This is a genomic window from Dyella sp. S184, from assembly GCF_009766065.1.
Taxonomy (GTDB): domain Bacteria; phylum Pseudomonadota; class Gammaproteobacteria; order Xanthomonadales; family Rhodanobacteraceae; genus Rhodanobacter.
On the sequence record NZ_LMUE01000005.1, the window covers coordinates 451548 to 463666 of the forward strand.

15 protein-coding genes are annotated in these 12119 nt (G+C 60.7%); 11 read left to right on the top strand and 4 right to left on the bottom strand.

The window, feature by feature from the left end; all coding sequences use genetic code 11:
- Positions 1–140: 140 nt before the first annotated feature.
- The 8 genes from GSQ75_RS11910 (at position 141) to GSQ75_RS11945 (ending at position 4786) form a co-directional block, all read left to right on the top strand.
- On the top strand, positions 141–734 hold the full coding sequence (locus GSQ75_RS11910; protein ID WP_158755081.1) for a GNAT family N-acetyltransferase: 594 nt from the start codon (positions 141–143) through the stop codon (positions 732–734).
- 265 nt (positions 735–999) lie between these two features.
- Positions 1000–1833, top strand: coding sequence for a DUF2167 domain-containing protein (locus tag GSQ75_RS11915; protein WP_158755082.1), 834 nt, complete (start codon positions 1000–1002; stop codon positions 1831–1833).
- Positions 1833–2552: a hypothetical protein gene (locus tag GSQ75_RS11920; protein WP_158755083.1), complete on the top strand. Its 720-nt coding sequence runs from the start codon at positions 1833–1835 to the stop codon at positions 2550–2552. Before GSQ75_RS11915 ends, GSQ75_RS11920 begins: the two co-directional genes overlap by 1 nt.
- Positions 2549–2947, top strand: a complete 399-nt coding sequence (locus GSQ75_RS11925) for a J domain-containing protein (RefSeq protein WP_254058552.1) — start codon at positions 2549–2551, stop codon at positions 2945–2947. The genes GSQ75_RS11920 and GSQ75_RS11925 overlap by 4 nt, the downstream gene beginning before the upstream one ends.
- A gap of 107 nt (positions 2948–3054) precedes the next feature.
- Complete coding sequence (locus GSQ75_RS11930) at positions 3055–3576, top strand: GNAT family N-acetyltransferase (protein WP_158755084.1); 522 nt, start codon at positions 3055–3057, stop codon at positions 3574–3576.
- Between the two features lie 198 nt (positions 3577–3774).
- Positions 3775–3978: a hypothetical protein gene (locus tag GSQ75_RS11935; RefSeq protein WP_158755085.1), complete on the top strand. Its 204-nt coding sequence runs from the start codon at positions 3775–3777 to the stop codon at positions 3976–3978.
- A gap of 125 nt (positions 3979–4103) precedes the next feature.
- Positions 4104–4325 carry a TonB-dependent receptor gene (locus GSQ75_RS11940; RefSeq protein ID WP_158755086.1) on the top strand — a complete coding sequence of 74 codons (222 nt, stop codon included), beginning with the start codon at positions 4104–4106 and terminating at the stop codon, positions 4323–4325.
- A 242-nt stretch (positions 4326–4567) separates the two neighbouring features.
- Positions 4568–4786 carry a hypothetical protein gene (locus tag GSQ75_RS11945; protein ID WP_158755087.1) on the top strand — a complete coding sequence of 73 codons (219 nt, stop codon included), beginning with the start codon at positions 4568–4570 and terminating at the stop codon, positions 4784–4786.
- 91 nt (positions 4787–4877) lie between these two features.
- Here GSQ75_RS11945 and GSQ75_RS11950 read toward each other — a convergent pair whose 3' ends face one another.
- On the bottom strand, positions 4878–5954 hold the full coding sequence (locus GSQ75_RS11950) for a DUF6765 family protein (protein WP_158755088.1): 1077 nt from the start codon (positions 5952–5954) through the stop codon (positions 4878–4880).
- A 373-nt stretch (positions 5955–6327) separates the two neighbouring features.
- On the opposite strand from GSQ75_RS11950, the gene GSQ75_RS11955 reads away from it, so the two are divergent.
- A complete protein-coding gene (locus GSQ75_RS11955; RefSeq protein WP_254058553.1) occupies positions 6328–6693 on the top strand; it encodes a DUF2846 domain-containing protein in 366 nt (121 codons plus the stop codon).
- Between the two features lie 236 nt (positions 6694–6929).
- Here GSQ75_RS11955 and GSQ75_RS11960 read toward each other — a convergent pair whose 3' ends face one another.
- Complete coding sequence (locus tag GSQ75_RS11960) at positions 6930–7649, bottom strand: DUF1223 domain-containing protein (RefSeq protein ID WP_158755090.1); 720 nt, start codon at positions 7647–7649, stop codon at positions 6930–6932.
- Positions 7650–7741: 92 nt separating this feature from the next.
- Positions 7742–9136 (bottom strand): Hsp70 family protein, encoded by a 1395-nt coding sequence (locus tag GSQ75_RS11965; protein WP_158755091.1) that lies wholly within the window; start codon positions 9134–9136, stop codon positions 7742–7744.
- 229 nt (positions 9137–9365) lie between these two features.
- On the opposite strand from GSQ75_RS11965, the gene GSQ75_RS11970 reads away from it, so the two are divergent.
- The gene (locus GSQ75_RS11970) at positions 9366–10709 is read left to right on the top strand and encodes a M48 family metallopeptidase (protein ID WP_216840672.1); all 1344 of its coding nucleotides are present in this window, start codon (positions 9366–9368) and stop codon (positions 10707–10709) included.
- 44 nt (positions 10710–10753) lie between these two features.
- A complete protein-coding gene (locus tag GSQ75_RS11975) occupies positions 10754–11272 on the top strand; it encodes a nuclear transport factor 2 family protein (protein WP_254058554.1) in 519 nt (172 codons plus the stop codon).
- Between the two features lie 25 nt (positions 11273–11297).
- Here GSQ75_RS11975 and GSQ75_RS11980 read toward each other — a convergent pair whose 3' ends face one another.
- Positions 11298–11795 (bottom strand): META domain-containing protein, encoded by a 498-nt coding sequence (locus GSQ75_RS11980; protein WP_158755092.1) that lies wholly within the window; start codon positions 11793–11795, stop codon positions 11298–11300.
- Between the last annotated feature and the right edge of the window lie 324 nt (positions 11796–12119).

Sequence of the window (12119 nt, forward strand, 5' to 3'; positions counted from 1 at the left end):
AGATACGTTCGATGGGATGACGGAGGATGCAGGTGGTGGGACGATAACCGGGGCAGAACTCGTTATCGAAAAGCCGCCGGGAAGTTGAGGGCCGTGGGATCCGCGTGGTATTGCTGGAGTATCCGGCTGAAGCATGCGTGATGGCGATGATGGAAGATAGCTGGATCAATACCCGTTATCACCTTGGAACAATAAGCCAACCGGATGTCGATCCCATGAAAGTCAGGCCACTCGACCCCACCGATGCGCGGGCCTACCAAAGGCTCCGGCTCCTGGCGCTGCAGGAAAGTCCGACGGCTTTCAGTGCAAGCCATGCTGACGAGGCTGGCCGAACCATCGATGAAGTGGCTACACGAATCACACCGGCTGCCGATGGATCCATCTGTACCTTGGGCATCTTCGAGGGGGATGAGTTGGTCGTGTTCGTAGCCGTTATCCACCCGCAGCGAGAGAAGGTGCGTCATGGCGCTGAGCTGGCCGGCATGTATGTTGCCCCAACATTCCGTCGTCGTGGATTCGGAAGCGCATTGCTGGAGGGTGCCGTAGCCCACGCCCGATCCATCGCTGGTGTTCGCCAGATCAAGCTTGGCGTCAACGCCACCAACGCCGAGGCCAGGGCGCTGTACCAGTCGATCGGCTTCGCAAGCTATGGCGTGGAGCCGGATGCGCTGCAAGTCGACGGTACGTTTTACGGCGAAGAACGCTATGTGCTTCGGCTGGATCATCTAGCCTGACAAGCTGCGCACGACACAACCCTTTCCTGGGTCGAGGCAAGAGGTAGGTCGAAATCCGATATCGCAAGGTTCGTGGCAATTGGCAGCTTGAGTCACGCATCAGCGTCAGATAATCGGGTAAGGGCACATTATCGCGTTGCCGCAGATACCAGCTATAGTTTTTGAAAGTTTGTTGAGTTGTGTGGTTTGGCTTGATATGTAGCTTATGGACAAACGCGACGTGCCGAGCACGTTGAGACATAAACTAAGGAACAGGGGAAAAGGGATGAAGCGATTGTTTTCAGTGCTTATGGCGCTGGCCTTGGCGTGCACGGCAATGACAGCAGTGGCGCAAAGCGGTGCGTATGCGCAACTACCTTGGCAGAAGGGTCCGGTCACGGTGCAGTTGGGCAGCCATGCATCGTTGAAAGTACCCGAGGGTTATGCATTTCTGGATGCCAGCGGTACCAAGGCATTCAATGAGCTCGCGCACAATCCGCCCAGCGACAAGGATCAGTACACGCTGGCGTGTCAAGAATGGGTGGCCTATTTCTCGTACGAGGATGTTGGCTACGTCAAGGATGATGAAAAGATCGACGCCGATGCCATTCTCGAGAACATCCGCAATGGCACCGCCGAGGCCAACAAGGAGCGGCGCGCGCGTGGCTGGGATGAGATGAGCATTCTTGGCTGGAGTGCCAAGCCCGAATACGACACCCAGCTCAAGTCGCTGACCTGGTCAATCCTTGGTCAGGACGAAGGCACGCATCGGAAGGTGGTGAATTACAACGCCCGGCTGCTGGGTCGCCGCGGTGTGATGGATGCGGTGGTGGTGACTGCGCCCGACAAGATCGCCGCAGCCATCGACGATTTCAAGAGTCGGGTAACCGGCTTCCAGTTTGCACCGGGTGAAACCTATGCCGAGTATCAGCCGGGTGATCACGTGGCAGCTTACGGCTTGGCGGCCTTGATCACTGGTGGCGCCGTCGCGGTGGCTGCGAAAAAAGGTCTGTTCACCGTGATCGGAGGCTTTCTGGTGGCGGCCTGGAAATTCCTGCTGGCAGGCTTCGTCGCGTTGAGCACCCGGTTCAAGTCGTTATTCAAGAAAAAAACGGGCTGATGACGCTTCACGATCACTGGTGGCTGATGGCGGGCATCGTGGCGCTGTATCTGTACGACTCCGCCTTGCTGCTGTTCCACAACGAGATCGTGCTGGAGACGAGGCGCAGCGGTTGCCTCGTCTCTGGCGGCGCGGCGATGGAGTTTCGCGGCAGGCACCCGTATCTGCCGAATCCGCTGTGCCCGCACCGCCCACTGGTTCGCTTGAGCTGGTCGGTGGACGAGCCGCTTGACGGGAGTGCACACCGCATACGCTGGCGGCGCATCAAGCTGGCGCTGTCATCGATTGCACCATGGGCATGGATGCTGTTCGGCCTTTTTTTTGTCGGCCTTCCCGGCGTACTGTGCTTCGGCACGGACGCGTTGCTGCTGGGCTGGCTGGTGCTCACCTATCTGACCATTATTGCGATGCTTGGACAGGTCTGGGTGCGGCGAAAGGCATTGAACCTGTCGGGTAGAGCGATCGCTGCGTTGAGCCTCGACGTGCTGCTTTGCGCACCCTTCGCGATCAATATGGTCAGGAAGATCAGTTTGCGGCAGGTCCATTCCTCCGGTCTGTATGCGTTCGCGTCGTCAACGCTATCCGCTGCGGAAAAAGCCGTGCTGTGCGAAATACTGCGTGGAAGAATTCAGGCCAGTCTGGATTTTCAGGAGCCGAACAGCGGCGCCAGCCATGCGCTGCGCGCCTACCTTAAAAATTTCGAGGATGGCATCCCGTGACCCTTACACAGATCGTTGTCATCGTGGCGGGTTTGCTATTCGGCTACCGCCTCGTCAGCCATATGCTCTCGCCGGGTGACGGCGACAAGAGCAGGCAGCCGCCAGGCTCGCCCAACAATGGCGCCGCTGCGAACGATCCGCATGGACGTTCGTACGAGTCGGCATGGAGTAGCGCGCCACCTGCACCTGTGGCACCAATCGCCTGGTATCAGACGCTGGGTGTCAGTGAGTCCGCAAGCCTGGAGGAAATCGATCACGCCTATCGGGTACAGATCAGCCAATACCATCCCGATAAAGTGGCCAATCTCGGCGAAGAGATCCGCCAGCTTGCCGAGACACGATCGAAGCAGATCAATGCTGCGTATGACATTGCCATTCGGCTTCGCCGTCGCTAGATGCAAAAGTATGTAGATGCAGGCGTTCGGGAAATCAGGTGTCTGGGTGCACGTTCTCCGAACTTTCTCCACACTGTTTTCTCCCTTGATTCCAGAAAACTCGCCTGATGCTTCGAGATGTTACATCCGCTGATTTTCCCGCGATCCTCGCTCTCAACGAGGCCTTCGTGAGCGTGCTCAGTCCGCTCGACGACGCACGTCTGGCGCACCTGCATGCGCAGGCAGCGCTGCACCGCGTGATCGAGCGGGCCGGCCGGATCGAGGCGTTCCTGCTTGTGTTCCGCGAAGGGGCGGACTACGACAGCCCGAACTATCGATGGTTTATGCAGCACCATGCGCGCTTCCTGTATGTGGATCGCATCGTGGTTGCCGGCGGCACGCAGGCGCGAGGCGCCGGGACGCGGCTCTATCGCGAGGTATATGCGCTGGCGTTGCGGGATGGTGTGCCGTTGATCACCTGCGAGTTCGATATCGAGCCGCCCAACCCGGCGTCCGAAAGATTCCACGCAAGGTTGGGGTTTCGTGAGGTCGGCCGCCAGCAGCTCGACGGCGGCAGAAAGACGGTCTCGCTGCAGGCGCTCGATGTCGCTGCAGGCAACACGCCGCTGGGAAAGCTCGACTTCGGCTGACGGTATCTTCGCGGCACGCGCTGCATCTGCTGTCCGGTTGTCCGACCCTGCGTTGCCGGCTGTCCGCGGACAATCCAGCGAGAAGGTTGGCACTTCAATCTTCTTCGAAACATCAATGACTTATGACGTACAAATGGATTGGCACGGCGATTGCTCTAGTTACAGCACAGGGCACCTTGCCAATCACGGAGACACGTCATGAAATTCGAATCACAGATCCTGGCCGCACTGTTCGTTGCCTGCTTCGGCGTTTGCGCACTGGTCATGGGCGCCATGCTGAAAACCACGCCGACCCCGGTGCAGCTGGCCAGCACGAGCAAGGTGGCTGCCATTGTTCTGGTCGCGCCGGCAAGCTGCACGCTGCCCACCGATGGCGCGAGCTGCGCACGCGGCAACGATTGATGTTGCTCGAGGACGACGGGCTCGGCCGCTGGAAACCATGACTTGGAGTGCAGCTTTGCAGGCAGGCGCTATTGCCTCAGCAAAGGCCTATGCTGCCTGGGCGATCACGCCAAGAGGTTTCAGTCATGGCCACTGTCTCCGGCAAGACCAGCAATGGATGCACTTACGAAGCGGATTACCACCCGGCGAGTGCCGGTCGCGTGCAATGGTCAGCGACCTTCCGCCATAACGGTGATTACGCAGGCATGCGGCATGGTTGCGTGCATGACATGCTCGGTGTGGACACTGCCAGCGTCGATGATGCGATCAAGCTCGACATCGAGGCGACCTGGACGCAGGCTACGTGACGTCGGATTCAGGGCTGCGGCCAAACAGGCTGGCTCCGCACTTTCTTGCGGTTACGCGGTATCCCGGTAGCGCTGCGTAGCAGCGAAAGTGGCGGGCGAGGGCCGATGGAGAGGCTACCTTGGACAAGCAACTTCAGGCGACTCGCTTTGGATATTTGGCGTAGGTGTTTGCTGCAATATTCATCTGGCATTATCGGTAGCGATACGATGCTCATTCCCTCACAACCCGCACGGAGAACGTCATGGGAATTCTGGATGTCGCAGGTGAAATTGCAGGTGCTGTGGTCGCTGTCGAAGGCGCAGAAAAGCTCGATCCGAATGCAGGTCTGCTGACGAAAGGCGTGGCCGCCTTTGCTGGTTTCAAGGGAGCGGGTGCGCTCGAGTCGCTGGTCGGAAAGAAGGAAGACGAGGGTGATTCGAACGAGGCCGCCCCGGACGCCGACGCTGCTCCGCAAGCCTGACTCTCTGATCGATCCATCCGGGCCAGCCACCTGTCAGGGGCTGGCCCTTTTGCTTTCTGGTATTTCAAAGCAGGGGCAAGCTTGCACTTCGTCAGGCCAGTCTGACCCCGTGCTTCGGCAGGATGAGCTGGGTCACCACGAACCGATGCTCCTTGATGGCGTCGTGGAATTTCCGGTAGTCGGACTGCTCGAAGCGCTCGGACCATAGAGGCTTTTTTTCGCCGTCGGCGTCTGCATCGATGATGCCAGTAGCGGCGTCCTTCCATGAGCCTGTACCCTTGGCGACGTAGGCAGGAATGTCTTCCGAGAAGCCGGGGACGCTGCCGTTGGCAAAGGCCGTCGTCAGCACATGCAATCGCTCGATGGGGTCGTCGCTGCGGTTGGATTCGAGCAGCGCCGCCAGTGCGGCCTTGGCACCCGCTGGCAATCCAGCTTCCGTGGTGTATGCGTTGTTGCCGCTGCGGAAGCCCTTGATGGCGCGGTAAGCCATGTCGGCCGCGTCCATGAAGATAAGCAGGTTGTCGCGCTTGAACTTGAGACCGTGCCCGTTTTCGTATTCCCACTTCGCCCAGGGCTGGTCAGGGAAGTGCAACGCGGCGCCGTGACCGAGCTTCACCACATGGTCGAGGAAGCCCGTTTGGGCCGTATGCACCACGCCGTCCAGGAACTGCTTCAGTTTGCCTGCCCATGTTTCCGGTGTGTAGTCATCGCTGGTCAGTGACTTGACCACATTGTGATCGCTGATCGTGCCGGAGAAGTTCTGATGCGCCCAGGTGTCGATGTAGACATGCAGGGTGATGCCCAGCCGATGCAGCGCGTTCTCCGCGCCACGGTTGTCGATGGCGTGGGCTACCATTTCCCGCGCGATCGTGCTGTCGGGTTTGCAGATGGATTTGTCCTCCAGCGTGCTGCCTTCGCCGGCGGGCAGGAAGTGGAACGGCGCCCAGATGCGCTTGTCACTGGTGTTGTTGATGTTCATGTAATCGAACATCTTGTGCGCGCTGGCAAAGCGCTCGTAGCTTTCACCACCTTCGAACTCGAGCATGCCGGAGACTGTCGAGTCATCCACATACTGGCCGGCATGCGCCACTGTCTCTGCGTCCGGCTTTTCGAGCCCGGCGAGCCGGCCTAGCAGGTAGATCACGCCGTAGTGAAAATCGATGTTCATCGAGCGACTGTCCTGACAGGAGTTCCGCAACGGCAAAGATAGCCGGTTCGGATAAGCGGGTCAGATCCGTTGCCGGAGGCCATCTGAGTCGCTCTGACTTCGCAAGAAATTTCGCTTCGCGAAGCGTCGCTTTTTTGCGATGAGTCATGCAAATATCGCAACGCCGCCCGGGGCTGGGGACGGCAGTCACACCCCGCTGGGATCTCCATCGCATGGACGCTATGCGTACGCCGCATGCCTTCCGCACGACTGTGAGTGAAAGGGTGCGGGGTAAGGGAATCGATACTCAACAGGGGGAAACATGTTTAGAAAACTATTGGCAGCAACGTTGCTGGCGGGCGTCCTGGCCATGTCGGGCTGCGCAAGCGTTCCCATGGCCAGCAAGAGTGCTGATGCACAGGCCAAGCAGTTCACTCCAGCTACGGACAAGGCAACGGTCTACATCTACCGCAATGAAGTCTTCGGCTCGGCGATCAAGATGCCGTTGCTGATCGACAATATGTCGGTGGGCGATACCGCATCCAAGACGTATGTCGTGAAACAGCTTCCGCCAGGGTCCCACACCATCACGTCGAAGACCGAAAAAGACTCGTCGGTGACCATCGATATGATGGCTGGGCAGATGTACTACGTGTGGCAGGAAGTAAAGATGGGTATGTTCGCCGCCGGTTCGGCGTTGCATGTGGTCGATGAGAAAAAGGGACAGGCTGGCGTGCAGGAATCGACGTTGATCGAATAAGCACAACGATACAGCCGTGAGCGGGAACATCGCGCTTGCTGGCTACTGACGTGTAGATCAAGGGCGGCAGCAATGCCGCCCTTTTCTCAAGGTTTCTTAAAAGTTGGCCCCTTGATTTCATGATGATCTGACTCAGCACGGTCCAGAGTAACTGGATGCCGGCTGGCGTTGCGTACGGGGCAAAATAGGCGGATCTCCGCGATAGTAGCGGCGATCATTCCGCGGCTCGTCGTTCGTCAGCGCAAAGCGGCATCCTTGGACGCGCTGAGAATATCGCCGCCGGCTTCGATCTGAACCAGCGCCGCGGTCGAGAGGCCAGCCAGCGATGTCGGCGGCACGGCGAACGTACGCGGTCTTCCATCCCACATGCCCAGATGCACCAGTTCACGCACCACATTGCGATGCGGCAAGGTGCGGCCGCCGTTCTCGCCGCCACTAATGGCCACGTTGAGGGTGCGTGGGTCGTAACGCACCAGCCATACGTCACAGGTGGCGGCAGGCTTGCCTGCACCGACCACCAGCTGGCCCTTCTGCCACGACAGTTGCGGCCCCTGCGAGGTCGCATGCTCGATGGTCTGGTCGAGCTGCACACGGTCGGAGCCGACCAGATCCGCGTGACCATTCACATAGACCTGTGGCGTCCATACGTTGTTGCGCTTGTGATATTTCGCATACGCCCATTGCCTGTCCGTGTATGCCTCAGTGGCGAACGTATCCTTCCATCCAAGGCTATCCCAGTAGGTGACGCCATAGGACAAGGCGAGGATGCCGGGCTGTCCCGCGATCGCATTGAGGTTGGCCTCGGCCGGCGGGCACGAAGAGCAGCCCTGGCTCTGGAAAAGCTCGACCACCACGAGGTGCGTCGGCGCGGGCAGGTCCTGCGCGTAGCCGATCTCGCAGCAGGCAAGCAGCGACACTGCGCCGAGCAGCAGTTTCAAGAGTGGACGGTTCGTCATGGCGGCAGTTCTCCAGTCGATACATCAGGCAGCGCGAGTCAAAGCTGCGTGTCGATATGCTTGTTCTTCGCCATGGCGTGGAGAAAGTTACCTCAGCGATCGGCCTCGCTCGCCGCCACGGCCAGCCCCGAGACTACGCCCAGCGAAGGATCGCCCTGCACCAGCGGGATTTCCGGGAAGCAGGCCTGCACGCGCGCCTTGACCTGCGGTGAGCGCGAGGTGCCGCCGGTGAGGAAGACGCTGGCGGGGAGTTGGTCGAGGTCATTGCGCACGGTCGCCAGGGTGCGTTCCATCTGGCCGAGGAACGATGCAATGGCGGCGTGGAAATCCACGCTGTCGAGTTCAACCGCGAGCCCATGCTCGATGAAGTCCAGCTCGGCGCGATGGCGTGGCGACGTGCTCAGGGTAATCTTGCTGCGTTCGGCCGCCTGGTTCAGGCGGGTGGTGGCGCCCGGTGCCTGCAGCGAGCGCAAGCGCGAGCCGTAGGGTTCGTCAATGAGGCGGTAGTTCTGTTGACTGAACTCGCGCTGCTTCGGCAGGTTGTGCACACTGGCCGCATCCACGTAGCGGTGCGCGGGCATGCTGATCTGATCCTTGCCGAGCTGGGGCATGAAGCTGTGCAGACTGACGCTCACGTCGAGGTCGGTGCCGCCCTTGGGCAGACCCCAGCTACGCGCGATATGCGGTGCTTCGCCGCCGCCGAGCTGGGCATGTGCCACGTCGGTGGTGCCGCCACCGATGTCGACGATCAGTGCGTGCTGCCGTTGCTGCAGACTCTGGTGATAGTGCATCGCGGCGGCGGCCGGTTCTTCCAGAAATGTCACGTGGTCGAAGCCGGCCGCCGCCGCGGCTTCGCGCAGGATCTCGATTGCCTGCAACGATCCTTGCGCACCCATCGAGCTGCGGAATTCAACGGGTCGCCCAATCACCGCACCGCGCACCGGTGCGCCGAACTGGCGGCTGGCGATGAGGCGGATGTGCTCGAGGATATGCGTCGCGATATGCACGATCACCTTGCGCACCTGCGGGTCGAGTCGATAGCCGAACATCGACTTGGGCGATTCGATCAGATTGCCGCCACCGCTTTCCAGATAGCCTTCCACCGCTTCCTCGCCGAACAGGGCATGCTGGAAGCTGGCCACCGAGGCGGTGGCGGCGCGGGTCTGTTCCTCCATCCACTGCCGGCGCACTACGCGCAGGGCTTCGCGGCGCAGTTCGTCTTCGCTGCGTGACACCGGCGCCTGTCCGCGTGCCGTGGCGGCCGTCGCGAGCTGGCGCTGCTGGGTCCGCGCGAGGCGAAGGTGTGCTTCCAGTTGCGCTTCCAGTGCGGGAGTCAGTGCGAAGTCGTTGGGATCCGGCACCCGTTCGGGGAAAAACACCGCCGTGCGGAACTGTTCGGCTTCGCCGAAGCGCACGAGGCTCAGCTCGCCGCCGATGATGGCGGCGGCGGCCGAATAGCTGGTGCCAAAGTCGATACCGATGTGCATGGGTCACGCTGTCGCTGTATGGCAACCCGACATTATGACGGCTGCGCCGGCGATGACCTAGGAATCAGCTGAATCAGGCCTGGGCGAATCACGCCGGCTCCTCACAAGCTGGTTCCGGGTATCCGACCGATTCCCGGCTGCCATGGGACAGCAGGGGTGCCAGTAGTCAGGTGGTGGACACGCAGGGGTTCGGCTACGTTGGACGCTCTTCAGACGAGGGGAGTCGTCCATGAAATACGTTCTTGCCATCCTGCTGATGGCGGTCATGACGCTGGCTGCGACGCGGGTGTGGGCGGCGCCGGCGGCTGATGCAACGCCGAGTGTCAGCGCAACAGCCACGGCGGCCAGTGCGGCGTCCTTCAATGTGGATGCCGCCACCAACGCCTATATGGCGGAACTGTCGCCGCAGGCGCGGGCGAAGTCCGATGCGTACTTCGAGGGCGGCTACTGGCTGATCCTGTGGGATCTGCTGGTGGCGCTGGGTGTGGCGTGGCTGCTGCTCGGCACGCGGTTGTCGGCGCGCATGCGCGACTTTGCCGAACGCGTCACGCGCTTTCGCTGGCTGCAGACCGCGATCTACGCGGTGCAATACATCCTGCTGACGACGCTGCTGACGCTGCCGTGGACGATTTACGAGGACTTCGTGCGCGAACACCAGTACGGCCTGTCCAACCAGAACTTCTGGCAATGGCTGGGGGAGCAGGGCACGTCGCTGATCATCGCGCTGATCCTGGGCACCGCGGTGCTGGTGATCATCTACGCGGTGATCCGCAAGGCCACGCGTACCTGGTGGGTGTGGGGTGCGGGGGTAGCGATCGTGTTCGCCATGTTCTTCGCCACCATCGCGCCGGTTTACATCTCGCCGCTGTTCAATACCTACAAGTCGCTGCCGGACAGCCCGCTGAAGGCGCAGATCCTGTCGATGGCGCGTGCCAACGGCATTCCGGCCACCGACGTGTACTGGTTCGATGCCTCTCGACAGAGCAAGCGCATCAGCGCCAATGTCAGCGGCATGTTCGGTACCACCCGCATCAGCCTCAACGACAACCTGCTCAACCGCAGCACGCCGGCCGAGATCAAGGGTGTGCTGGGCCACGAGATGGGCCACTACGTGATGAACCATGTCTACAAGGGCATCGTGTTCATCGGCATCATCATCGTGCTCGGCTTTGCCTTCATGCGCTGGGGCTTCGCCTGGGCCGAGCGTCGCTGGGGTACGCGCTGGGGCATTCGTGGTGTTGATGATGTCGCCGGGCTTCCTCTGTTGATGGCACTGTTCACACTCTTCATGTTCTTCATGACACCGGTGAACAATACGATCACCCGCACCATGGAGGCTGAGGCCGATGCGTTCGGCCTGAATGCCGCGCGCCAGCCGGACGGTTTTGCGCGGGCGGCGGTGCAGCTTTCCGAATACCGCAAGATGCAGCCGGGTCCGGTCGAGGAGTACGTGTTCTACGATCACCCGAGTGGCTGGAACCGCATCCACCGCGCCATGATCTGGAAGGCCGAGCATCTCGACGATGCGGATATCAAGGTGGAGGAATCGATTGCGCCGGCGGCTGCACGTTGACAATTGATTGAACGTGGATCACGTCGCCCATTCTGGAGATGGAAATGAAGGATATGAACAAGCGGGTCGCTTCGATGCTTGTGCTTTCCCTGCTCATGTTGCCGGGATTCTCCGCGGCTATTGCAGCGAGTACACAGCCGCTCCCGCCCACACCTGCGCCTGCAGATCCCCTGTTCGACAGGATATCGGCGCTCGACACAGCTGTATTCGACGCCTTCAATCACTGCAGTTCACCGGAGCAACTGCAGCTGCATGCCAGCTATTTCGCGCCTGATGTCGAGTTCTACCATGACAGAGGCGGGGTGACCTGGACACGCGATGCGATGATCGCCAACACGGCGAAGAACGTGTGCGGCCATTTCCGTCGCGAACTGGTTCCGGGCAGCCTGAAGGTCTACCCGATCAAGGATTTCGGCGCCATCGAGCAGGGCGTGCACCGCTTCTGCCAGTTCGATACGGGCGACTGTGACGGCATAGCCGACTTCGTCATCGTATGGCGCCGGCAGGGCGACAAGTGGCAGATCACGCGGGTGCTCAGTTATGGCCATCGTCCCAACAAATAGCCCGCGACCACAGTAAACAGGGGGCTTACGGCCCCTGGGTGGTGCTCCCCGCGAACGTCAGCGTCTGGCCATCGTCGGCCGTCAGCGTGAGCGTCGGCGTGCTGCCTGTCATCGACAGGATCAGGGTCGGTTTGCTGCTCAGCATCGCCGTGATGGTGTGCTCGCGCTGCATCAGCGTCTGGTCGTGGCAGGCCATCATTGTATGCATCATCGGCGCGACATCGAGACGACCCTCGACGATGAGGTAGCTGCCGCCGATGCCGTTGCAGGCGTTGCTCACGTGGATACGGCCAGCGGCGAAATCGAGTTGCAACGGCTTGTCAGGCAGGCCGAACAGCGCGTTGAGGCGCTTGCCACTGTTGTCGACCGCGTCATGCAGTTGCCAGTGATAGCGGGCGAGGGTGTCGGGCGATAACGACGCACTCGTGCTGTGCGCCGGTGGCGTGGCTGCGCGCGTGGTCGACTCCGGTACGGCCATGCAGGCAGCGAGGACGAGCGGCAGCAGCAACAGGCAGATTCTCATGGTCAGACCTCCTCCAGCTGCCGATTCAACAACCTGGGGTGTGAACAGGGCTTGATGATGGCGTTCGGCCAACGTGCACAAAAAAGCCGCGTCGGGCATGCACCTGACGCGGCAAAGGGTTTGAACCGACCACTGCCAGTGCATCGGGCGCCGTCGTCGGAGGGGTTCCGACTGGCCTGAGCCAAGTTAACGGTCGTCAGTCTCACAGACTGGGATCGCATTACGCGGATGTCGGCTTCCGTTCATCACACGGCCTAGAGAGTCCAGCAGGCACGATGCATCCCATGTTTGCCACTGCGGCACAACATCCAACGGAGAACGTAT

Excerpts from the sequence above, each read along its gene's own strand:
- GSQ75_RS11935 (WP_158755085.1), top strand. The coding sequence starts at position 3,775 with ATGAAATTCGAATCACAGATCCTGGCCGCACTGTTCGTTGCCTGCTTC.
- GSQ75_RS11970 (WP_216840672.1), top strand. The coding sequence starts at position 9,366 with ATGAAATACGTTCTTGCCATCCTGCTGATGGCGGTCATGACGCTGGCT.
- GSQ75_RS11950 (WP_158755088.1), bottom strand. The coding sequence starts at position 5,954 with ATGAACATCGATTTTCACTACGGCGTGATCTACCTGCTAGGCCGGCTC.
- GSQ75_RS11975 (WP_254058554.1), top strand. The coding sequence starts at position 10,754 with ATGAAGGATATGAACAAGCGGGTCGCTTCGATGCTTGTGCTTTCCCTG.
- GSQ75_RS11960 (WP_158755090.1), bottom strand. The coding sequence starts at position 7,649 with ATGACGAACCGTCCACTCTTGAAACTGCTGCTCGGCGCAGTGTCGCTG.
- GSQ75_RS11965 (WP_158755091.1), bottom strand. The coding sequence starts at position 9,136 with ATGCACATCGGTATCGACTTTGGCACCAGCTATTCGGCCGCCGCCGCC.
- GSQ75_RS11910 (WP_158755081.1), top strand. The coding sequence starts at position 141 with ATGGCGATGATGGAAGATAGCTGGATCAATACCCGTTATCACCTTGGA.
- GSQ75_RS11940 (WP_158755086.1), top strand. The coding sequence starts at position 4,104 with ATGGCCACTGTCTCCGGCAAGACCAGCAATGGATGCACTTACGAAGCG.
- GSQ75_RS11930 (WP_158755084.1), top strand. The coding sequence starts at position 3,055 with ATGCTTCGAGATGTTACATCCGCTGATTTTCCCGCGATCCTCGCTCTC.
- GSQ75_RS11945 (WP_158755087.1), top strand. The coding sequence starts at position 4,568 with ATGGGAATTCTGGATGTCGCAGGTGAAATTGCAGGTGCTGTGGTCGCT.
- GSQ75_RS11955 (WP_254058553.1), top strand. The coding sequence starts at position 6,328 with ATGGCCAGCAAGAGTGCTGATGCACAGGCCAAGCAGTTCACTCCAGCT.
- GSQ75_RS11920 (WP_158755083.1), top strand. The coding sequence starts at position 1,833 with ATGACGCTTCACGATCACTGGTGGCTGATGGCGGGCATCGTGGCGCTG.
- GSQ75_RS11980 (WP_158755092.1), bottom strand. The coding sequence starts at position 11,795 with ATGAGAATCTGCCTGTTGCTGCTGCCGCTCGTCCTCGCTGCCTGCATG.
- GSQ75_RS11915 (WP_158755082.1), top strand. The coding sequence starts at position 1,000 with ATGAAGCGATTGTTTTCAGTGCTTATGGCGCTGGCCTTGGCGTGCACG.